This is a genomic window from uncultured Ruminococcus sp. (genome assembly GCA_902785355.1).
In the GTDB taxonomy this organism is placed as follows: domain Bacteria; phylum Bacillota; class Clostridia; order Oscillospirales; family Acutalibacteraceae; genus Ruminococcoides.
This window is the reverse complement of record CACZYF010000032.1, coordinates 1-20,941: the sequence shown is the minus strand read 5'-3', so window position 1 is coordinate 20,941 and position 20,941 is coordinate 1. Positions and strand designations below refer to the sequence as shown.

Annotated in this window: 18 protein-coding genes; 11 read left to right on the top strand and 7 right to left on the bottom strand. The window is 49.1% G+C overall.

Annotated elements, in window-relative coordinates; all coding sequences use genetic code 11:
• Positions 1 to 200 precede the first annotated feature (200 nt).
• The 4 genes from R2I50_RS07995 to R2I50_RS07980 all read left to right on the top strand — a co-directional run bounded on the left by R2I50_RS07995 (position 201) and on the right by R2I50_RS07980 (position 5,396).
• Positions 201 to 1,145, top strand: coding sequence for a YihY/virulence factor BrkB family protein (locus R2I50_RS07995; RefSeq protein WP_316608627.1), 945 nt, complete (start codon positions 201 to 203; stop codon positions 1,143 to 1,145).
• A 5-nt stretch (positions 1,146 to 1,150) separates the two neighbouring features.
• Positions 1,151 to 2,068, top strand: coding sequence for an NADase-type glycan-binding domain-containing protein (locus R2I50_RS07990; protein WP_316608626.1), 918 nt, complete (start codon positions 1,151 to 1,153; stop codon positions 2,066 to 2,068).
• Between the two features lie 118 nt (positions 2,069 to 2,186).
• On the top strand, positions 2,187 to 2,948 hold the full coding sequence (locus tag R2I50_RS07985) for a M15 family metallopeptidase (RefSeq protein ID WP_316608625.1): 762 nt from the start codon (positions 2,187 to 2,189) through the stop codon (positions 2,946 to 2,948).
• 30 nt (positions 2,949 to 2,978) lie between these two features.
• Positions 2,979 to 5,396, top strand: coding sequence for a dockerin type I repeat-containing protein (locus R2I50_RS07980; protein WP_316608624.1), 2,418 nt, complete (start codon positions 2,979 to 2,981; stop codon positions 5,394 to 5,396).
• 67 nt (positions 5,397 to 5,463) lie between these two features.
• On the opposite strand, the gene R2I50_RS07975 is transcribed toward R2I50_RS07980, so the two are convergent.
• The 4 genes from R2I50_RS07975 to R2I50_RS07960 are packed head-to-tail and all read right to left on the bottom strand — an operon-like array spanning position 5,464 to position 10,330.
• A complete protein-coding gene (locus R2I50_RS07975) occupies positions 5,464 to 6,705 on the bottom strand; it encodes a HAMP domain-containing sensor histidine kinase (protein WP_316608623.1) in 1,242 nt (413 codons plus the stop codon).
• The gene (locus R2I50_RS07970) at positions 6,702 to 7,370 is read right to left on the bottom strand and encodes a response regulator transcription factor (protein WP_316608622.1); all 669 of its coding nucleotides are present in this window, start codon (positions 7,368 to 7,370) and stop codon (positions 6,702 to 6,704) included. Before R2I50_RS07970 ends, R2I50_RS07975 begins: the two co-directional genes overlap by 4 nt.
• A 3-nt stretch (positions 7,371 to 7,373) precedes the next feature.
• Positions 7,374 to 7,982, bottom strand: a complete 609-nt coding sequence (locus R2I50_RS07965; RefSeq protein WP_316608621.1) for a GTP pyrophosphokinase family protein — start codon at positions 7,980 to 7,982, stop codon at positions 7,374 to 7,376.
• Positions 7,979 to 10,330, bottom strand: a complete 2,352-nt coding sequence (locus R2I50_RS07960; protein ID WP_316608620.1) for an HAD-IC family P-type ATPase — start codon at positions 10,328 to 10,330, stop codon at positions 7,979 to 7,981. Before R2I50_RS07960 ends, R2I50_RS07965 begins: the two co-directional genes overlap by 4 nt.
• Before the next feature lie 193 nt (positions 10,331 to 10,523).
• Here R2I50_RS07960 and R2I50_RS07955 point away from each other — a divergent pair, with 193 nt between their 5' ends.
• Positions 10,524 to 11,747 carry an HAD family hydrolase gene (locus R2I50_RS07955; protein WP_316608619.1) on the top strand — a complete coding sequence of 408 codons (1,224 nt, stop codon included), beginning with the start codon at positions 10,524 to 10,526 and terminating at the stop codon, positions 11,745 to 11,747.
• A gap of 84 nt (positions 11,748 to 11,831) precedes the next feature.
• Here R2I50_RS07955 and R2I50_RS07950 read toward each other — a convergent pair whose 3' ends face one another.
• Entirely contained in the window at positions 11,832 to 12,671 is an 840-nt protein-coding gene (locus R2I50_RS07950) for a Bax inhibitor-1/YccA family protein (RefSeq protein WP_316608618.1), read from the bottom strand.
• A 156-nt stretch (positions 12,672 to 12,827) separates the two neighbouring features.
• Here R2I50_RS07950 and R2I50_RS07945 point away from each other — a divergent pair, with 156 nt between their 5' ends.
• From R2I50_RS07945 to R2I50_RS07935, 3 genes are read left to right on the top strand one after another with little or no spacing between them, the layout of a single operon-like run.
• The gene (locus tag R2I50_RS07945; RefSeq protein ID WP_316608617.1) at positions 12,828 to 13,634 is read left to right on the top strand and encodes a mechanosensitive ion channel domain-containing protein; all 807 of its coding nucleotides are present in this window, start codon (positions 12,828 to 12,830) and stop codon (positions 13,632 to 13,634) included.
• Between the two features lie 23 nt (positions 13,635 to 13,657).
• Entirely contained in the window at positions 13,658 to 15,283 is a 1,626-nt protein-coding gene (locus tag R2I50_RS07940) for a PP2C family protein-serine/threonine phosphatase (protein ID WP_316608616.1), read from the top strand.
• Positions 15,283 to 15,684, top strand: coding sequence for an ATP-binding protein (locus R2I50_RS07935; protein ID WP_316608615.1), 402 nt, complete (start codon positions 15,283 to 15,285; stop codon positions 15,682 to 15,684). Before R2I50_RS07940 ends, R2I50_RS07935 begins: the two co-directional genes overlap by 1 nt.
• A gap of 248 nt (positions 15,685 to 15,932) precedes the next feature.
• On the opposite strand, the gene R2I50_RS07930 is transcribed toward R2I50_RS07935, so the two are convergent.
• Positions 15,933 to 17,099, bottom strand: coding sequence for a GGDEF domain-containing protein (locus R2I50_RS07930; RefSeq protein ID WP_316608614.1), 1,167 nt, complete (start codon positions 17,097 to 17,099; stop codon positions 15,933 to 15,935).
• A 276-nt stretch (positions 17,100 to 17,375) separates the two neighbouring features.
• On the opposite strand from R2I50_RS07930, the gene R2I50_RS07925 reads away from it, so the two are divergent.
• From R2I50_RS07925 to R2I50_RS10120, 3 genes are all read left to right on the top strand, one after another.
• Complete coding sequence (locus R2I50_RS07925; protein ID WP_316608613.1) at positions 17,376 to 17,975, top strand: helix-turn-helix domain-containing protein; 600 nt, start codon at positions 17,376 to 17,378, stop codon at positions 17,973 to 17,975.
• Positions 17,972 to 19,237: a histidine kinase gene (locus R2I50_RS07920; RefSeq protein ID WP_316608612.1), complete on the top strand. Its 1,266-nt coding sequence runs from the start codon at positions 17,972 to 17,974 to the stop codon at positions 19,235 to 19,237. The genes R2I50_RS07925 and R2I50_RS07920 overlap by 4 nt, the downstream gene beginning before the upstream one ends.
• A gap of 201 nt (positions 19,238 to 19,438) precedes the next feature.
• Positions 19,439 to 19,687: a group II intron maturase-specific domain-containing protein gene (locus R2I50_RS10120; protein WP_399552863.1), complete on the top strand. Its 249-nt coding sequence runs from the start codon at positions 19,439 to 19,441 to the stop codon at positions 19,685 to 19,687.
• Between the two features lie 273 nt (positions 19,688 to 19,960).
• Here R2I50_RS10120 and R2I50_RS07915 read toward each other — a convergent pair.
• Positions 19,961 to 20,941: starch-binding protein (locus R2I50_RS07915; protein ID WP_316608611.1), on the bottom strand; the 981-nt coding region annotated here is incomplete at its 5' end.

The window sequence follows — 20,941 nt, the reverse complement described above, 5'->3', positions numbered from 1 at the left end:
TAGTGATGATCCTTTCGAATTGGTTCCGCAAACTCAATTCTACTACAGAATCGTCACTGTGGACTCTTTTATTGTTGCAACTTCATTTTACAATGCGCCGATAGATAATATCATAAGAAATCACGATTTTCTAGTGACTTTTCAGCCGACTTGTGTTATAATGAGCCATAATTATTATATTCAAAGAAAGGGGTGGGAGAGTGGCTGAAAAAAAGGGTATTCTGGCTCGTGTTACAAATGAGATCATGTGGTTCCTCGATGTCGCTTATAAGGACAATATTCCGGCGCTTGCCGGGCAGTCTGCGTTCTTTATGATACTCTCCGCTCCGCCGCTTCTGATGTTTGCCTTTACCGTACTATCAATGCTGACCGGTCAGGATATACAGAGCATCGGAATGTCTTTTCTCGATCGATTCCGTCAAATCGGAGATTTCCCTCTTCTTGAATATGCAGAAAGGTTTATCAAAACTTCCGTGAGTCGCTCCGGCTCGGGTACGGCGATCCTGACCGCGATAGTCACCCTATGGTCTGCCGGCAACGGTATGTACTGTATCACCGAGGGTATCTCGCGCGTTTATAAGCTGCCGAATAAACGAATATGGCTGACAAAAAGACTTTTCTCTATGCTTTATACTTTATTGTTGCTGGTGGTTATGATGCTTGACTTTGCGTTCATGGCGATCAACATTGTTTTTGCTACCGGTATTGTCACGATTCTCGGTATCAAAGAGGCAAGGAATATTTTTCTGGTGATCTTCTATATCGCTTTTGGTTTGCTGCAGGCATGGTTGATGGCGCTCGTTATCAAATTGTTCCTTCGCGATAAAGTTAAGGATAAGCGGTATATTTCCTTCAGAGCTTTGATGCCCGGTATGCTGCTGACAGTAATTTGCTGGTATTTGTTGACCTTCGGCGTGATGGCATATATCAAAAACTTTGCAACCCAGTCTATCTACGGCAGCTTAGGTACCGTGTTTGTTATGATGATATGGGCTTACTTCTTGATGTATATTCTGTTGTGCTGTATTGAGTTTAATTATATCCACCGTGAGAAATTCAGCGGGAAAAAGAAAGCGGATAAGAAGAAATTATCTTCGGATGATAACAAAACTTCTGCAACTGCAGATACCAATACAAAGGAGTGAGTGAGATGATTTGTAAAAATTGCGGAGCCGAGCTTCTCGATGACGTCAAGTTCTGTACGAACTGCGGGATGCCGACGGCGCCTGCACAGCAAGAGAACTATTCTTCGCACAACGATCAGGCTTATCCCCCTCAGGATTACGCCCCCGTACAGTATTATCCTCCACAACAGAAATACTCGAATCAGCAGCCTTACCCCCCGCAGTATTATCCGCCGCAGGGTTATTACCCCGCTCCTCAGCCGAAGCGAAAGAATATCGGCTTGAGGGTATTTTTGGTTGTGTTTGCAGCGGTTATCGGTGTTTCGGTGATTTCGGGAGCAGCTTATTATACCGTTACCGGTCATTTGCCGTTTACGGAGCGTTCGAGTGTGGTTGAGCCTTCGTCAGCTCCTGTTGGTACAGTGGTTGACAAGGGGACAGAGGCGCCTGAGAATTCCGATATTTACAGTGTTACCGACGCACCGACTCAGCCGCGTGTTTTAGATAGCGCGACGGGTTTTTCCGGCGCCCGTGCTTCATCCACCCTCGGCGATATGGGCGGCTATAACTACAGTGCATCCAATGTCTTAAAGGACGACGGCTCCTGTTGGTGTGAGGGTGCGAAAGGTTACGGTATAGGTGAGTCGATTACCCTTGAACTTCCCGAGATGCAGCGCGTCAGCGGTCTGTATATCCGCAACGGTTATGCAGGGACTGAGAAGCAGTATAAGGATAACGCGACGATAGAGGATATCGAGATCGTGTTTTCAGAGGGGGAGCGCACCACTGCTACCCTAAAGACGCTATCGACCTCTCAGCGTAAATCGATTCAGAAGATCACCTTCTCTCAGCCTGTCGATACCTCGTCGGTCACCATTATCATCAAGAGTACATCCAAGGCTGATTGTGAAGATACCTGTCTGACCTATGTTGCACCGTTCTGATATGTATAGATCGGCGATCATAAAACGGTTGAGCTTACTTGCTCTTTCGACGTTGATAGTCTGCCTGTCCTCGTGTAATGTACAGCCTGCGCAGACGTTTCCCGTTGAGACAACTGCGGTGACCGAACCTACCGTCCCGGCAACGCCCGATACGGCGACACGAGACTTTGCGACGGTTGCAGCCCGGCCGACAACTGTCCGAGCTACAGAATATATCTTCCGCGGCGAACGTTCCGATCCGTCCGATCCTTATGACGCGACCGGCTTTGTATCGGTCGGTGATGTGATCCCCGACGTGATCCTTGACATCCGTTATTACTCCGGAAATAACTTTGTCGGTGATCGTATCGACGGCTATGAGGAGCCTTTGGCGCTCCTCTCCGAGGAAGCTGCCCGCGCTTTAAAGTCCGCTGCCGATCAGCTGCGCGAGCAGGGCTATCGGTTGAAAATTTTCGACGCCTATCGTCCTCAGCGTGCGGTATCGCATTTTGCTTCATGGGCGAACGACCGGGAGGATACCCGAAATAAGGCGGCATTTTATCCTGATATTGATAAAAGTCTCCTGTTTGATTACGGGTATATTGCGTACTATTCCGGTCATTGCCGTGGAAGTAAGGTCGATCTGACGCTGACTGATCAAAAAGGAAAAGAGCTCGATATGGGCGGTACTTTCGATTATTTTGATACACTGTCACATCCCGATTACACCGGAATAACCGAACAGCAGTACGCGAATCGTATGCTGCTGCGTGAAGCGATGCTTGATAATGGCTTTTACCCCTGCGATACAGAGTGGTGGGATTTCACGCTCTATGATGAGCCGTATCCCGACACCTCTTTTGATTTTCCTGTCAGCAGTGCTTCGCTGACATATAAATAATCCTCGGCGATATGCCGATAGGAGGTCAATATGAATATGTTCAAAAAAACCGTCAGCCTGTTTTTGGCACTGACCCTTCTGTTGAGCATTTTTGTAATTCCCGCGACCGCTCAGGAGAGTCCGTCCGACGATACCTATTACTACGGTGCGTTCTACTACCGTCCTGGTACCGGCGAATTCGATCCCGGTATGGAGTTCGTGGATTATTACGCTTTTTCCGATGACTATTTTCGTCAGTCGGGCAAGGTTTTCAACGAACATTTATGTACTGCCTGTTTTGCGCTGGCTGCCGCATCCGTCAGCAGTACCCGCGAACCCTTCACTGAGGAAGGTTATAAGAATAAGAGCCGTAACGCTGTTGCTTTTCTGGAGGATATCGGCTTCTCACAGATCAAGCTCAACGGCGACTATTACATCAAGCCTACCAAAAACACGGTCGGTATCGCCTGCGCACGTAAACAGATCGTTGACGGAGATAAGGAATTCACGCTGCTCGCCGTTCTCCCTCGCAGCGCAGGCTATGAGGCGGAATGGGGCGATAACTTCGTCCTAGGCGCTGACGGCGATGCTCAGGGCTTTGACAATAACGCAAATAAGTGCCTCGCCTTTGCGAAAGATTATATTGCGGAGCAGGGCATTACCGGTGATATCAAGGTTTGGACTACCGGCTACAGCCGAGGCGCTTCAATTGTCAACCTGATGGCAAAGAAGCTGATCGATGCGCCTAAGGAATATCTGGGTGATTCGATCGATCTTGATCCCGATAACCTTTATGCTTACACCTGCGGTACGCCGAGCGCTGCCGACGTCGACAACGATCCGCGAAACGAGAAGTACTCCGGCATTTTCAACAGCTATCTCGAGACGGAGTTTGCATCCGCTATGGCTCCGGTCGATATGGGCTTCTCACGCTACGGTACCGATCGGATTCTGTATAAGGCTGACAGATACGAGGATATGCTCCAAAACCTCTCTGTTGAAAACGACTATATCTATACCAACTATAAGGACAATATCAACTCGAATCGGTTCTTTCCGAAGAAAATGTCGACCACCGGCGGTTCTATCGGTCTGGAGGATGATCCCGATTCATATATTCCGACCGATCCCGCCGAGTATCTCCGCGGTCTGTGTACCTATCTGACTCAAATTACCGGCGGTCGTGAGAACTATGCCGCTCAGTATGAGCAGCCTTTCTCTGATTTGATTGCGTATTATGAATCGCTGACGGGTGAAGAGGCGAGCGCCTTCACGTCCGCGCTTACCTCCGATAACGATACCGTTTATCTGGTAGCCGGATTGTATGCATATTTCTTTCGCATGAAAACGACAGAAAGAATCCGATATTCTACTGCCGAACTCAGAGTTAAGTCGGAGGAGATCGCCGCTATAGCCGCAGCTGCCGACGGAGCCGATACCGGTATCGACGCATCTGTTATTCAGAGGGTTATGGTCAAGCTTGGTTCCTATCTTTTGATGAGACCGAACGATATCAAGACTGAGGCTGCCCGTTATCTCAGAACGCTCCTTGTCAAAGCCATGAAGGCGTCCAACGCTTCCGACGATATGATTAAGCGGCTTAACGGTACCAAGCAGTGTGAGGCGCTGGTGCATTTGATCTCGCACCTGCTGCTGGGTAATATCTGGCAGAGCGACGAGGTACGTCCGCTGAACCTTGCGAATGAGCAGATCAAAGCTGCCGCGACCTTTATCGGTAACGCCGCTAATCTCTTTGTCGATCATGCTAATGAGATTATTATCGCATGGCTTAAGACTGAGGACAGCTATTATAACGACTACAAAGCGATGACTGACGCTCAACTGAGCGCCTACCGCCGCGTCTATATCAATACCGAAAGCGTCATCAACGGCGCTGTGATCGATGAGAACGGTAAGGTCGCTGCTGAGATCAGGGATAATGCATTGATAAACGTTAAGGATCATTGGATCGGCTATACCACCTGTGATACAGGCGATTTCTTCCGTCTGCCCGCCGGCAAGTCCTATCAGATTCAGATGACAGTCTCGGAGGATGATTCGATCGATATTGGTATCGGCGAGTACGATGTATATTCAGCGACCGTGACCAGGTGCTTATCAGAGTCATTTGACGCTGCAGCAACCGACAAGATCACCGTTTCTCTGCCCGCGATGGACGAGGACTACGAGGTTCCTTCCGAAACGAAATATGAGATTGCCGTGGTCGCCGCCGGCTCAGACAAGCTTTTGCTGGGCGACGCCGATCTGGACGGAACGGTCGATGTGATCGACGTTACCTGCATCCAGCGCTATGACGCTCAGATGATCAAGCTTACTCCCAACGCGACGATCACTGCTGACGTAGATCTCGACGGTGAAGTTACTGTCATCGATGCGACCTGTCTCAGCCGATGGTTGGTAGAAATGTCCTCTGCAAAGGGGATCGGTGAGCCAATCAAAGAAAAATAGAAAAGAAAACGGTAAAGAGGCTGCTGCATCAAATAGTGATGCGGCAGCCTCGTTTAAATATGATATGTTATTTGATCTTTAGCTTATTGGATAGCTTAATGTAGAAGAACAATCCGTTTTCGGACGGGACGGCTTCTATCGTACCGCCGTGTAGGATGACGATACGTTTGGCGATCGAAAGTCCGATTCCGTGGCCGCCTGTAGCGGATGTGCGTGAAGCGTCCGGACGGTAGAATCGATCGAACAGATGCGTATAATCTGTCTTTGGATCGATCTCACAAGTGTTAAAGACGGTGAGATAGGTGTATCTGAGGTCTTTGTTCAGTATGATTTTTACTTCTCCGTTATCGGAAGCATATTTTGATGCGTTTTCGATCAGTACGGATATCAGTCGCTCAAGCTGAGAGGGATTACCGTTATACATGAGATTAGACTCCAGATCCTTTGTCAGCGTGACTTTTTTATTGCGGAACACTTCTGTGAATGATTCGCATGTATGCTTAATTAACTCGCTGAGGTCGAGAGCCTCTATGCCGGAGATCTCCTCGACCTCCTCCAGACGGTTGAGGGTCAACAGCTCATTGACCAGTCCGCTGACACGGTCGACCTGCGTGGTGATATTATCGATCCATTCATTCTCACCCGTCTTATAGGCGAGTACCTCCGCGTTCGCCGAGATGATCGCCAGCGGCGTCTTCAACTCATGGCTCGCGTCGGTGATGAACTGCTTCTGCATCCGCTGATTTTCTTCAAACGGTTTCACAATGATTCTGGAGAGGAAGTAGAATACAATCGTGATCATGATGATGAAGAATACGGAGATCAGTGTGATGATCAGCGTCACCATCCCAACGTCGGCGAGATCATCACTGTTGTCGAGCATGATTACGGCTTTTCCGCTGTCACTGCATCGAAAGCGGTAATCATCATGATAACCGACTGATTTGTCGTATTCTCTGACGGTTTCGGCTAGCTGAGCGGCGGCATTTTCATTGACGGCGGCGATGTGCTCGATGTCCACTTTGCTGATCTCGTTGTTCTCATCATAAAAGACGGTGAAGTAACGCAGACGATAGGGCGATTCTTCATTGTAACGATACAACCTGAGTTTTTCATTTTGCTCCGAGTTGATAAATTCGGAGAACGCGGGCAGCTTGCCGTTATGATCGGCGATCAGTGCGGTCAGCGAGTCTGCACGCTGCGCTGCGCTCCACATCATCGAGAGATAGATTAGGAGGACGGTCAGCGCAAAGACCGCAGTTACCGAGGCGATCACGCCGAGAATTATTTTTTTTCGCAGCTTTTTCATACGGCTTCCTCTTTCAGCGAATAGCTGTCGTCCGAGATCGCGATATTTACGTCGGAATGGATCTGTCTGAGCTTGTTCTTGAGATAATAGACGTATAATTCTGCTTTTTCGGGATTTTCCTTACCGTTCCACATCTGCTCGTTGATCTGTTGAGCGGTATAATTCCTACCGATATTACGGATGAAGAAGCTCAGGAGCTCCGCTTCGGTGTTGTTCAGCCGCAGACTTCCCTTATCGGACTTTAACTCGCAGGTATTGGAATCAAGTACAATATTCGCGCAGCTTACCACCGAGTAGCGGTAGGCGTTGTTTCGGCGGATCAGCGAGTTCAGCCGCGCGACCATTTCCTTCATAGCAAACGGTTTCGCAAGATAATCATCAGCGCCTTCGCTGAGTCCCGATACGCGATCGTCGACGGTTGCCTTGGCAGTCAGCATCATAACGCCTGTATGATCGCCTCTGTCACGCATAGCTTTGAGTACCTCGATACCGTCCTTCTTTGGCATCATGATATCGAGGATCACCGCGTCGAAGTAATCCTTACTCAGCGCGTCCAGTGCCTCTTCACCGTCATAGACCGCAGTCACCTCGAAACCCTCCATCTTTAATATCTCGGTAACAGCGACCGAGAGCTGCCGTTCATCCTCTGCGTACAGTACCTTCATTTTTTACTCCTTCCTGATCAGGTCACGGATGGTTTGCATCGACAGGTCGGTCGACGCCATCTCGTCTGCGCAGCGCTTCAACTCGCCTTCGATCAGAGCGGTATTCCTGATGTTTTTCTTGTATTTGAGCTGATGCTCCAGACTTGCCCAGCAGTCCATTGCGATAGTCCTGAGCTGGATCTCGGTGTCGATGGTGTCGATCCCGCCTACGCCGAAGGGAACGGTCATCAGCACATGAAGACTTCGATAGCCGTTAGGCTTCATATTGGCAATATAGTCTTTGATTTTAATAACTTTCCAACTGTTGTTTGCTTCTATCAGTCGGAGAACGTCATAAATATCGCCGACAAAATGGGTGATGACCCTTGCGCCGACAAGGTCGGAGAGATTTTTGAGTCCTGCTTCTGCGGTTTCGGGCAGATCGTTTTTTCTCAGCTTTTCTTTCAGACTATCGCTGCTTTTGATTCGGCATTTGATATGTTCAGCAGGTGCAAGCTCGGGATCGGTACTGATACTGTCGAGCATCTTGTTGATCTCTTCCTCCAGCATAGCGGCTATTTGTATTAGTTTATCGGCGTAGATTCCGTAGAACTGTCTGTCTTGAGATGTCATGCTTTCCTCCGGAGTGATTTGTGCTTTTCTATATGTTTATCGGATATCGTGTATAAAGTATTGAACAGCAGAATATCGATCCCCGCCGCAATGACGCAGAGGATCATTGCTGTTTGACCGAGTGCCGTCAGGCTGAAAAAACCCGAGAAGAAGATACAGGCGATCAGCAGTCCCGTCGTACTGAGTACGAGCATCGTACCGCGCAGGGGATTGAGCGGGATTGAGAGGCGGAAAATCAGCATAAGTCCCGTCAGTGCGGTCAGGTAAACCGCGACGGTCGACAGCTCCGCGTAGCTCAATCCGAGCACATGACTCAGCGATGCTGTCACAATAATATTTAGTGCTATGCACAGCGCTGCCGGAGCAGCCCGCGTAATGATGTTATAGGTGAAGTTTCCGCGTACAATATTATTATTCGGCTGTAAGGCGAGTACAAAGGAGGGGAAGCCGACGGTCAGTCCGCTGATCAGGGTCAGTTGGATCGGTACGAAGGGATAAGCGTGTACCGAAAACAGAAAGAATATCGAGAGGATGATCGAGTAGATCGTCTTGACCAGATAGAGCGACGAGCTGCGCTCGATATTGTTGATGGTGCGTCGACCCTCGGCGACGACATGAGGCATCGCGGCGAAGTCGTTGTCGACCAGCACGAGCTGAGAGACGTTTCGAGCCGCTTCACTGCCTGCCGCCATCGCAACGGAACAGTCGGCTTCCTTAAGCGCCAGTACGTCGTTGACGCCGTCGCCGGTCATCGCGACCTTGTGACCGTTCGCCTTCAGCGCAAGCACAAGCTTTTTCTTTTGAGCGGGTGTAACTCTGCCGAAGATATTGCACTGCTCGGAGGCTACGGCGATCTCTTCATCCGTTTTAAGCGTTGTCATATCGACGGCGTTTTCCCAGCCGACGATGCCGCAGTCCTTGGCGATGTTCTGCACCGTACCGACGCTGTCTCCGGATATGACCTTGAGAGTGACGCCCTGCTCCTTAAAGTAGTTAACTGTCTCCTGTACGTTTTCTCTCAGCTGATCCTTGAGGAGGATCAGCGCCATCGGCTCGAGATCGGAGGGGAGCATTTTCTCTTTAATCGCTGAGTCGGACTGCGCCAGCACAAGTACGCGGACAGTATCCTGGATGCTGCTTATCTTGTTGAATACCGCAGAGTATTTTTCTTTATCGGAAAATACAAATTCTGCGGCGCCGATGATATAGGTCTTGCCGTTTGTGAATCGTCCGCCCGACCACTTCGTCTCGGATGAAAACGGTGTGAAGTCAACGCAGGGGATAGGGGAGCGGTTGACGGTAAATACCTCGATCGCTCGTAAGGTGGCGTTGGTGTCCTCGCTTGCTTTCGCAATGGAAGAAAGCGATGTTTCAATCGTTTCCTTATCCGTGTTAAACGGGATGATATCGTGGATGTGCATATCCTCGGTGGTCAGCGTGCCGGTCTTGTCCAGACAAATTACGTCGACCCGCGCGAGGGTCTCGATACAGTACATCTCGTTGACCAGCACCTTCTTCTTCGCCAGTCGGATGACGGATACCGCGAGAACGGTACTGGTCAGCAGGATCATACCGCTCGGGATCATGCCGACCAGGGCGCCGACCGTTGACACCACCGTATCGGTCAGCTCTTGGTGGCGGAGTAAATACTTGATCACGAACATTAAAGCGCCGACGGGAATGATAATGAAGGTGCAGATCTTGATGATGAAGCGGAATGAGTTCATGATCTCTGAATCATTTTTCTTCAAATACTTTGCTTCGTTATTGATCTTTGCGGCATAGCAGTTCGCACCGATGCGGTTTACGCGGCAGTAGCAGCTGCCCGCGGCAATAAAGCTGCCCGACAGCAGCTCGTCGCCGACCTTCTTGTCGATCAGGTCGGATTCACCCGTCAGAAGGCTTTCGTTCGCAAAGCATCCGCCCTCGACTACGATACAGTCGGCGGGGATCTGATTGCCACGCGAGAGGATCAGGATATCGTCGAGCACGATCTCATCCTTCATGATCTGTACGATTATTCCGTCGCGCAGAACATTGATCTTACTCTCGCTGAGAATAGTGAGCTTGTCGACGCTCTTTTTGGAACGCACCTCCTGGACGATGCCGATGACGGTGTTGAACAACACTACCATCACGAACAGTGAGTTCTTGTAAGAACCAACCGAGATCAGCAGAATAAAGAGAAGGATATTGATCCCGTTGAAGATGGTAAAGATATTGTCGAGAAAGATCTGTTTGATCGATTTTGTTTTAACGGTCGATGAGGCGTTAACCTTGCCCTCGTCGATCCGCTGCTGTACCTCTGCGGCGGTCAGTCCGCGAAGTGTAGTTTTTTCCTGTGCCATAACCCACTCCGATTTTACAATTTTTGCTAAAGAAAATATATCATACTCTGCGCTTTGTCGTCAAGCGGAATGAGAAAAATTCAAATTCACGTCAAATACCGTTAAAAAAATGTATAAATTCAGCATATTCACCAGTGACATTTGTTATTTGGGATGATATAATAAACGCAATAAATGTTAAGGAGGCAATCACATGAAACATGGTTCCGGTTCTTCCGCAACTCCGTGGAAGGTCGCGACAGGAATCCTTGCCGTCGTTCTGGCAGTGGTGACCTGTCTGTATGTTATCAACATCATCAATAAACCCGCGCTGCAGCCCGTTACGGTCGAGACGCTCGCCCCTTCAACTTCCGATAACGCGGCGATCAACGCTTCTACCGCTGATTCCAAGAAGCCTGCAGTTACTCTGTCTTTATGGAAGGATACCGCTCCGCTTAAAAAGGAGCTGACCGAATATATGAAGGCGATTACCACCGAAGGCTCTGCTGACTTCATCCCCGTAGAGAATCGTATCGCGGTATTCGATATGGACGGTACCCTCTGCTGTGAGACCGATCCCGGTTATTTTGACCATAAGCTTCTGTATCATCGCGTGATGGAGGATCCCGAGTATAAGGATAAGGCTTCCGAGGAGGAGATCGCGACCTGCGAGATCATCAAGGAGTATTTCGATACCGGCGTTTATCCCGAGGGACTCGATGTCAGACACGGTCAGGCTGTTGCTTCTGCGTTTAAGGGTATGACACCCGATGAGTTTGACGCTTATGTCAAGGCGTATCGTGATCAGCCTACTGCCGGCTACACTAACATGACCAACGGTCAGGCGTTCTATAAACCTATGCTTCAGGTTGTTGAATTTTTGCAGGCGAACGACTTTACCGTCTATATTGTCAGCGGTACCGACCGACTGATCACCCGTGGTTTGTGCGACGGTGTGATCAATATTCCTCCAAGCCAGATGATCGGTTCGGACGAGAACTTTGTTGCGACCAACCAGGGCGATACCGACGGCTTGTCTTATACCTTCGGTCATGACGATAAGCTTGTCACCGGCGGCGATTTCCTGATTAAGAACCTTAAGATGAATAAGGTCAGCGTTATTGAGCGCGAGATTGGCGTACAACCCGTTCTGTGCTTCGGCAACAGCTCCGGCGATGGCGCGATGGCAAATTACACTATTACAAATAATAAGTATAAGAGCGGCGCTTTTCTGCTCTGCTGCGACGACCTCGAGAGAGAGAACGGCAACATTGAAAAGGCAGACAAGATGCGTGCAAGCTGTGAAGAGAACGGTTGGACTGCCGTTTCTATGAAGAACGACTGGACTACCATCTACGGTGACGGCGTCACCAGGATCCAGCAGGCTGCGGCGACTGAGGCGGCTACCGAAGCTGCCGAGCTCGCACCCGCTGCTTAACAGTACGATATAAACAATAACCGCGTACAGCGTTCGATTGAACCTTGTACGCGGTTATACTTTTTGATTCAGATTACGGATTTATCAGTTTTTGTTATTGCCTGCGATCGTCATAATCAAATCAAGAACCTTGAGATACAGCCACAGCACGGTGAAGGAGAGACCGAACGCCGCCTGCCACTCATACTTTTTCGGGAGCTTGTCGCTGACGACGTGATCGATGGTGTTGAAATCACAGATAAGAAAGAGCGCCGCAATGATGATGAATATCACGGATATACCGATGGAGATGACCGGATTTGCAGTAAGGCTTTTTACGAGATCGCGGGTGAACGGAATCAGCGAGCCGAGGAAGGTCAGCAGAGATACCGCGATCGAGGTAACGAGCAGGGTGATCATAACCATTTTGAACTTCTTGGTCACGCGGATGACGCCGGTAGAGTACAGGATCGACATGACGGCGACGATTGCGACGGTGATGATCAGTGCCAGAAGTCCGAGATGCTCAAGCCCTTTGAGTACCGTAAACACTAAAAAGGCGATAATGTAGCCCTGTGTCACGCAGTACAGCGAGCCGGTGACGGGTGTGGTAGGCTTCGCAAAGAACGCGAGCAGCTGAAAGACGATTGCTAAAATAACACAAGCGGCGATCGCGATGACCTGACCCATGTACAATGTGGTTTCAAAGCCGGAGATCTTGACAGCGATTTGCCGACCGGTAGCGAGATGCGTCTCCAAAACTCTTTGAAGAATCATTCCCGCAACGCTGAACAACAGGAAGAAGATCGTCTTTGCAGTGATGCCGCCGTAGGTAGCGGCGCTGCTTTCGGAATACTCTTCGACCTTATCCAATCTGCGCATGACAGGGTTGGAATTAAGAAACGAGCTCTTCCTGGTTTTTTGGTTGTTTGATAAGCTTGCCATTGCATTTACCTCTTTTCTTTATTTTTTGTAATCTTATTTTAGAATAAGTTTTAAAATAATGCAATAGATAATTGCAAAATAACGATCCTTTTCCTTGAATCAGTCGCATTTTTATGCTATGATTAAAATGTATTTTACAAATAAGAAGGAAGATTTATGGAATCGGTGATGTTTAAAGCGCTGGAGGAGGTTTCCGGCCGCTTTACCGCGCTTAATCTGATCAAATGCGGGATCGTCATTATACTGATGCTTCTGTTGCTCGTTGCTGTTTCGATTATTCAAAATCATCTCAAACAGAAATTGGTTGTCGACGATGTAAAGCGCAAGCATATCTACAGAACAGCGTTCCGAATTGTGCGTATTCTGCTGATCGTCGGCGCCGCCATCGTGATCCTACAGATCCTTGGCGTGAACCTCTCCGGACTGATTATGGTGTTCGGTGTGATATTGGTGCTGTTTGTCCTCGCGATCAAGGATTCTTTTCAGGATATCATGTCGGGACTTATCATCATGACGGATAAGTATTTTTCCGTCGGTGACGCGGTCGAATATAATGGTCGGGAAGGTATAGTAATCTCCTTTACCATACGTACGACTAAGATCGAATTGCTTGCCGACCGATCTGTCGTATCCGTAGCGAACCGTAATATTTCACAGATCAGGAAGCTGACCCATCTGGTAGATATTGATCTGCCGTTGCCGTATGAGCTTGAAAGAAAGGAATCATACGCTGTACTCGGGAGTATCTGTGACGATATCAGAGAGATAAGCGGTGTTGAGAGCTGCGAGCTCAAGGGTACGCAGGATTTCGCCGACAGCGCGATTATTTATAAGATCAGATTCTTCTGTGAACCGCATGATCGCCCCGATATACGCCGCGAGGTGCTCAGGACGATCCAGGACGGACTGGATAAAGCGGATATCCATATTCCGTACCGTCAGCTGGATATACATGAAAAATAGGATAGGGGAGTGGTGAATACCCAATGAAATTGCTGAATAAGCTAAAATCCAGCTTTGCTTTCAATATCCTCGGTTCGATCGTACTGTTTATGATTGTGTTTGGCGTGACTGTCAGTGCTATAGGCTATTACAGCTTTACGGATTCGTTCAAACGCGAGTACTCTGATACGACCTTCCACATGGCTCAGACAGCGGCTGCTTCTATTGACGGAAACCGGATTGATGATTACCTGATCGAGAAGGGCGATGCCCGTGATTTTCGTAACACCAAACAATTCCTCGATAATTTTTGTGTCAAGATGAATCTGTCGCTCGTTTACGTAATTAAGGTCGATACCTCCGATTACGGGAGTTTCACGAGCATTTTCAATTCTGTCGGTACCGATACGCCTTATTCGCCGTGGGAACTCGGTTATCAGCGCGAAACCTCCAATGAGGAATACGCGCTGATATATCATCAGATTTATAATAAGTTGATCGATCACGGTACGGTTTATCGCACCACAAACCTCGGCAGCGCTCCGCCGCATATCACGACGCTGGTCCCCGTCAAAGATGATAACGATAATGTGACGGCGCTCCTCTGTATCCAGCGTCCTATGCAAGAACTGGTCGACGGCAGACGTCCCTATCTGATCAATGTTGCGATCGCTGATATCTCTTTAGCGTTTATCGCCTGTGTTTTGATCTCTTATTATATTCTGCGCCAGTTTATTACACCTATCCGAAAGATCATTAAGGAGGCGAAGCGCTTCTCTGCTGAAAACAGCAAAGGGGAGAAGCTCGGCGCTGATATCAGCCGTATCGAGGAAATCTCCGATCTGGCGACCTCTATTGATAAGATGGAGGTTGAGATGCTTGATTATATTGATAATCTGACTTCCGTAACCGCTGAGAGGGAGCGTATCGGCGCTGAACTGTCACTTGCCGCCGCGATTCAGGAAAACTCTTTGCCGAATGTTTTTCCGGCGTTTCCCGACCGAATCGATTTTGATATCTACGCTTCTATGAGTCCCGCAAAGGAGGTCGGCGGTGATTTTTACAGCTTTTTCCTCGTGGACGACGATCATCTCGCTATCAGTATCGGTGACGTTTCAGGTAAGGGAGTACCTGCCGCGCTGTTCATGATGGTCACGAACATTCTGATCAATGAGGGCATCAGAATCGCTAAATCACCCGCTGAGGTGCTCACCGCTGTCAACCAGCGTATCTGTGAGCATAACCGAGCTGATATGTTTGTTACGGTATGGCTGGGGGTTCTGGAGCTATCCAGCGGTAGATTGATCGCCGCTAACGCCGGCCATGAGGATCCCGCCGTGATGCGTAAGGACGGAAACTTTGAACTTATCAGGTCAAAACATGGGCTGGTAATCGGAGCGATGGAGGGTATCCGTTACCATGATATTGAGATCCGGCTTTGTTCCGGTGACAAGATCTTCGTCTACACCGACGGCGTGCCGGAGGCGACAGACGTAAATGATCAGATGTTTACATTGGATCGCATGATTGAATCGCTGAATCGTGACAAAGATAAATCTCCGCAGGAGATCATCGAAGGAATTAAGGCTTCAGTCAACAAATTTGTCGGCGATGCGCCGCAGTTTGATGATCTCACGGTGCTTTGCGTAGAGTTAAAGGAGGATAAGTGATGAAACGTTTACTTCTTGATGCGACGGATGACAATCTGTCGGTTGCTATGTCTTACCTCGGGGAGCTGTTGGATATTGACTGTTCGCCGCGTGCAAGGATGCACCTCGAAGTTGCTTTTGAAGAAATATTTGTCAATATCGCTCACTACGCTTATGGTAACAAGACCGGTCAGGTTGAGATTCTTTTTGACCGGACGGATGATGACCTTAAGATCACTTTTATCGACAGCGGTAAACCCTATGATCCGCTCGCAAAGCCCGATCCCGATACCACGCTCAGCGCAGAACTCAGACAGATCGGGGGATTGGGTATCTTCCTGGTGAAAAAATACATGGATGATGTTGCTTATGAATATCGCGACGGTAAGAATATCTTTTCAATGATCAAAAAACTTCATTAATAGTTTATATAACAAGAGGCGGAGTACCCTGAGGGGTATTTCGCCTTTACTTTTAATTTGATCTTATACTATTTTCTAATAAAACAGCTGATACTAAGTATCAATATATAATTCTGTAAATTTTTTCTTACTATCAACAAAGAAAACCCACAAAGAGTCGTACACCGTTCATGTAACGCTCCTTGCGGGACATTTCTATTTTATCAGGATATATTCGATCTATCTTCTCAAAATGAGATTGCCGATCGTTATGATTCAGTTCCTTTGCGTATCATTTTTTCTGTTCCTCGACTACGGCTCAGGTAATACGCCGCCTTCGCCGCATACATCGAACGGTCGGCTTTTTTGACAAGCTCCTCCGCTGTCAAGCCCTGATAATCCTTCGCGTGAGCACAGCCGAGAGAGATACTCAGAGAGAACTTCTTCTTTTCCTCTGACCACTTCTTCGTTTCTTCCTCTAAGAGTGCAAAGACTTCCTGCGTCTTCTCTTCCTCCATATGCGTCACAACGACAAACTCGTCGCCGCCGACTCTGTAGCATTTGCCGTCGTTCCCGACGGCTTTCTGGATACAGCGCGCGGCTCCTATGATCAGCTCGTCGCCCGCGTCATGTCCGTAGGTATCGTTGACCGTCTTTAAGCCGTTGATATCAAAGACAAATACCGTAAAGGCTCTGGGCAGCGAGGGCATCTTGCTGTACCACTCTATATCCTTCATGTACGCGTAACGGCTATATACGTCGCACATCGCGTCCTTCATCAGCTGTTCGTCCGCCGTCATCTTGTAAAACTCGGCGTAATGGATAAACATGAGCGCAACGCCGATCGTCATGGCGACATAAGCCGTTCTGAACTCTCCGCCGAGCACCTCCTGCATACCGATTCCGACGAGCAGCAATACAAACACAGAGATCGTCGAGAACCTGTTCCGCTTGCGGTATGCCAGACCGAAGATCAAGAACTCTGCCGCCGTCAAAACGATCACCGCGAGATAGATCGCGACATACACGCCGTACAAGGGACCGTGTACATAGCGATGATGATCGTCGATTTGGATCATCAAGCCATTGAAGCAGGTGGCTATCTGCCATACCGTATTGCCGATAAGAACGCCTATCAGCACCTTGTACCAGCGGTTGCGCAGCTTCATCTGCGCCACGATCGCTCCTCCCGCCATCGGCGTGAGGATATAGTCAAGACACTTCACTGCCTCGAGCGTCCACACGGGAACCGACTCGTTGCCGCTGAGCTGGACCCCGAGCCATTCCGCAAAGGCAGAGAATGTGATGATCCCGTATGTCAGATAATACAAGCGCTTGTCCTTATGAGATATCCAGCTGCTCTCATGCACCAACACGCACAGAACGATCAATGCCATCCAACAGAGAATGATCAGGACCGTATAATAGCTCACCATGCCGCGATCCCTCCTTTTTGATGACGCTTGAAAAATCAGAAGTTTATCAAATAAATCAATAGAATTTTATCTATATTCCAATTATTTCGCATTTCACGACACATTTCAAGGGGGTGTACCAGAAAGTCACACCTAATTTTTTACAATCATTGTTGCGTTTATCCCTAAAATTATGTAAACTATTAATGTGATCATTACGTTAGGGTGACACGAATGACCCAAGCCGCGGTTTTGACGTCATATTCCTGTCATTCCGACATCAAGGAGCTATACAAAATGAGTCAGCTTTTTGCAGAAACCCTGAAAAAACTAAGGCTTGAGAAGGGCTTGAACCAGCGTCAGCTGGCAGAGCGGCTGTATGTCGCCCGCTCCTCGGTCAACCGCTGGGAGAACGGCAGCCGTCTGCCTGACGCCGCCATGCTTTTCAGGCTCTCCGAGGTATTAGGCGTCGATATCAACCTCCTGTTCACCGTCGCGGCGGAAAGCGACAGCTCTCCCAACGTCATCATGCTGGACGATAACAAGATCGTTCTCAACGGCGGTCTGGCGATATTGGAGGACGTCATACCGACCGCCTCGGTGACAGGCTTCACCAAGCCCGCAGACGCGCTCGCCTACACCAAAGCCAACCGCGTCTCGCTCGCCTTTTTGGATATCGAGATGGGCAGAGTCAGCGGTCTTGACGTCTGCCGCGAGCTGCTGAACATCAACCCCCGCATCAACGTAGTGTTTCTGACAGCGTATCCTACTTATGCCTTCGACGCGTGGGAGACCGGCGCGAGCGGCTTTATGCTCAAGCCAATCACGGCGCAAGCCGTCCAAGATCAGCTCAAGAAGCTGCGCTATCCTTTTCCGTTGGGAGGAGATGACGCATGATCGACGCCTATGCGATCGTTGGATACTGCGCGGCAAGCGCGATGATGGTATTGATGCTGATGGCGCTCGCCTACTCGATTGTCATGCCCTCGCCCGACCGTTGGAGCAAGAACTATTTCATCATCTTCTTTTCACTGCTGACGCTGTGCGTAAGCGCGACCTTTGTCTCCGCGATTTTGTACGGAAATCCGAAATATGTTGAAGCGGAGCGGATCTCCTGCTATATCGAGTCCGTATTGATATCCACCCTGATGCCCCTGCCGACGATCCTCATTTTGCACACCTGTAAAGAAAAGCTCATCAACAGCATGCTGTTTCGTGCGGTGATCGCCTTGTGGATCGTCTATTTCATCATACTGGAGATCGGACAATTCACGAATATCTTCTACATCATCTCCTCGGACGGCATTTTTTACCGAACCTCATGGTTCCCGCTGATGTTGGCTCCGCTGGTGCTCATCATGCTCCTAAATATAGCGAGCCTGATCCACAGGCGCAAGAAGCTGTCAAAACGGTATATCATCGCCCTGCTGATCTACATGATCCCGCTGACGATCTTCGTCATTATCCACGCGTTCATCGACATTGAGATGGTGCTTTTCTTAGGGGTAGGTATCTGCGCACTGTCCATGTACTCCCTCATCGTCTCGGATTACATCATGCAGATCATTCGCCAACAGCACGAGATCGCCCATCAGCGCGCGAGCGTCATGGCGCTGCAAATGCGGCCGCATTTCATCTACAATACGATGATGAGCATTTACTACCTGTGCAAGCAGGACGCGGACAAAGCCCAGCAGGTCACGCTGGACTTTACCTCCTATCTGCGCAAGAACTTCACCGCGATCGCGAGCGAAGAGCTCGTCCCCTTCGAGGAGGAGCTCGAGCACGCCCGCGCCTACCTTGCCGTAGAGCAGACGCAGCACGAGGATATGCTCTATGTCGATTATGATACGCTCCACACCGATTTCAGCGTACCGTCCCTCACCCTGCAGCCTCTTGTGGAAAACGCCGTCAAGCACAGCTTAGACCCGAACGGCGACCCGCTTCACATCTATGTCAGAACACAGCAAACGGACAAAGCCAGCGCGATCATCGTGGAAAACAACGGTCTCGACTATCAGCCGAGCAACGACAACGAGCCGCATATCGCCCTCGCCAATATCCGTCAGCGCCTGCAAATCATGTGCAAAGGCGAACTGACGATCGCCACCCGCGAAGGCGGCGGTACCATCGTAAAAGTGATTATTCCGAGTACATAGTGGTATATATTACGAAAAGCCGACAGATCAGCACCGATCCGTCGGCTTTTCGTATCTATTTCTATTACTCCAACAAGCGTCAAAAAAGGAGCTGTGAAAAGACGCTGTCATTGCGAGGGCTTTAGCCTGTGGCAATCCCACAAAGTCGGGATATAACCTTGGGAACTTGTCACGTCAATCGTTCCTCACAATGACGGCGCCTTGTTATTTTCACAGCTCCTTCGGTTGATTCTGAAGATTAGTATAAGAAATAATGCAAACGGAACTGGAGCGTCAGCCTCTTGTTACCGCTTAGAGAAGCTCAATGCGGTAACAAGAGGCTGGATTAATTATTTCTCACCAGGCGATATGAAATCCGTGATTAAGCGAATAGATGAACACCTCATGGTACAAATGAGGTGTTCATCCGGAAACAGTGGAAAGTGCCTAAGAAACGAGAGTGGGGATTAAAGAAACTCGGGGTCAACCCGCGGATAGCACAAGAGCAATCTCATATTAAAGGATATATGAAAGCTGTGCGCCTACCTCAGATCAAGAAAGCAATCTCTAAAGGAAAACTGACCAAGCGTGGCTTGGTCAGTCCTTTAGGTTATTATTTAAGACAGCATACTTTGAAATTGAATTGAACCGCCGTATGCCGAACGGCACGTACGGCGGTGTGAGAGGGGGAGCTCATATACTCCCCCTACTCGATTTATCGTCGGTTCGCGATAGAGGGAAGGATTATTGGATCGGTTCACCGATAGGATACTTCACATTGATATAGTTGAGGTAGCGCTGGATCAGGGTAGCGTCGATGATATCGAGCTCTCCGTCGCTGTTAACGTCGCCGTTCATCAGCGTAGCTTCATCAATCTTAATCTTCATCATTGCGCCGTATCTCATTACGATTGTAGCGTCAATAACTTCAACTTCGCCGTTTCCGTCAGCGTCGCCAAGGATGCGTACAGTAGTCTCAGTGGGCTCTACGACAGTAGTTGGATCTACAACGGTAGTAGGATCTACAACGGTAGTAGGATCTACAACGGTAGTAGGATCTACAACGGTAGTAGGATCTACTACAGTGGTAGCCTCGAGATAGATGCATCCATAGAGCCAGTCATTGTGACCGTCATACTTCGGACGGAAGTAGATATTATAGGTGCCGTCATTTTCGATCTCTCCATTATAACCGATGTTATTATCCCAACCCTCGGGGAACCATGTTTTAATCGTGGAACCATCCTCAGAGTAAACAATCTTGAACTGTTCAAGGGAGAGCAGATCGCATGTAATGGTATACTCTTCGGTTTCAGCACCGTCAACGGGATTGAGCTTCTTGGAAGCGTCGATTTCCCATTTTGTTGTATCGCCTACAAAGTAGTAACCGCCGTCTACAACAGTGGTAGGCTCAACGGGGGTCACGAGATTGACCTTGTAGTTGTTGCCTTCCTTCTCATCAACAGTGTACCACTGAGCGCCGTCCTTGATATTTTCCTTGATATCTACGGTCTGATTGCCGTTGCCGTTGAAGATGATGCCCACAGCGTCAGCGGGGATGGTGGCGGTGTAGACCTGCTGACCGAATTCATTGACTTCGGCCTTATCCATCGGCTTGCCCGGCCACTCGCTGCCGTTGTTCCAGTAATAGACATGTACGTCGCCCCAGCCGAGTGCGTCGGTGAATTTCACGGTAATATCCTCAGCGGGAACGGTGGTAGGCTC

What these genes read in the sequence shown, in the direction of transcription:
- R2I50_RS07925 (WP_316608613.1), top strand. Translation starts at nt 17,376, where the DNA reads ATGAGTCAGCTTTTTGCAGAAACCCTGAAAAAACTAAGGCTTGAGAAG.
- R2I50_RS07950 (WP_316608618.1), bottom strand. Translation starts at nt 12,671, where the DNA reads ATGGCAAGCTTATCAAACAACCAAAAAACCAGGAAGAGCTCGTTTCTT.
- R2I50_RS07975 (WP_316608623.1), bottom strand. Translation starts at nt 6,705, where the DNA reads ATGAAAAAGCTGCGAAAAAAAATAATTCTCGGCGTGATCGCCTCGGTA.
- R2I50_RS07930 (WP_316608614.1), bottom strand. Translation starts at nt 17,099, where the DNA reads ATGGTGAGCTATTATACGGTCCTGATCATTCTCTGTTGGATGGCATTG.
- R2I50_RS07965 (WP_316608621.1), bottom strand. Translation starts at nt 7,982, where the DNA reads ATGACATCTCAAGACAGACAGTTCTACGGAATCTACGCCGATAAACTA.
- R2I50_RS07945 (WP_316608617.1), top strand. Translation starts at nt 12,828, where the DNA reads ATGGAATCGGTGATGTTTAAAGCGCTGGAGGAGGTTTCCGGCCGCTTT.
- R2I50_RS07970 (WP_316608622.1), bottom strand. Translation starts at nt 7,370, where the DNA reads ATGAAGGTACTGTACGCAGAGGATGAACGGCAGCTCTCGGTCGCTGTT.
- R2I50_RS07940 (WP_316608616.1), top strand. Translation starts at nt 13,658, where the DNA reads ATGAAATTGCTGAATAAGCTAAAATCCAGCTTTGCTTTCAATATCCTC.
- R2I50_RS07960 (WP_316608620.1), bottom strand. Translation starts at nt 10,330, where the DNA reads ATGGCACAGGAAAAAACTACACTTCGCGGACTGACCGCCGCAGAGGTA.
- R2I50_RS07920 (WP_316608612.1), top strand. Translation starts at nt 17,972, where the DNA reads ATGATCGACGCCTATGCGATCGTTGGATACTGCGCGGCAAGCGCGATG.
- R2I50_RS07935 (WP_316608615.1), top strand. Translation starts at nt 15,283, where the DNA reads ATGAAACGTTTACTTCTTGATGCGACGGATGACAATCTGTCGGTTGCT.
- R2I50_RS07990 (WP_316608626.1), top strand. Translation starts at nt 1,151, where the DNA reads ATGATTTGTAAAAATTGCGGAGCCGAGCTTCTCGATGACGTCAAGTTC.
- R2I50_RS07955 (WP_316608619.1), top strand. Translation starts at nt 10,524, where the DNA reads ATGAAACATGGTTCCGGTTCTTCCGCAACTCCGTGGAAGGTCGCGACA.
- R2I50_RS07980 (WP_316608624.1), top strand. Translation starts at nt 2,979, where the DNA reads ATGAATATGTTCAAAAAAACCGTCAGCCTGTTTTTGGCACTGACCCTT.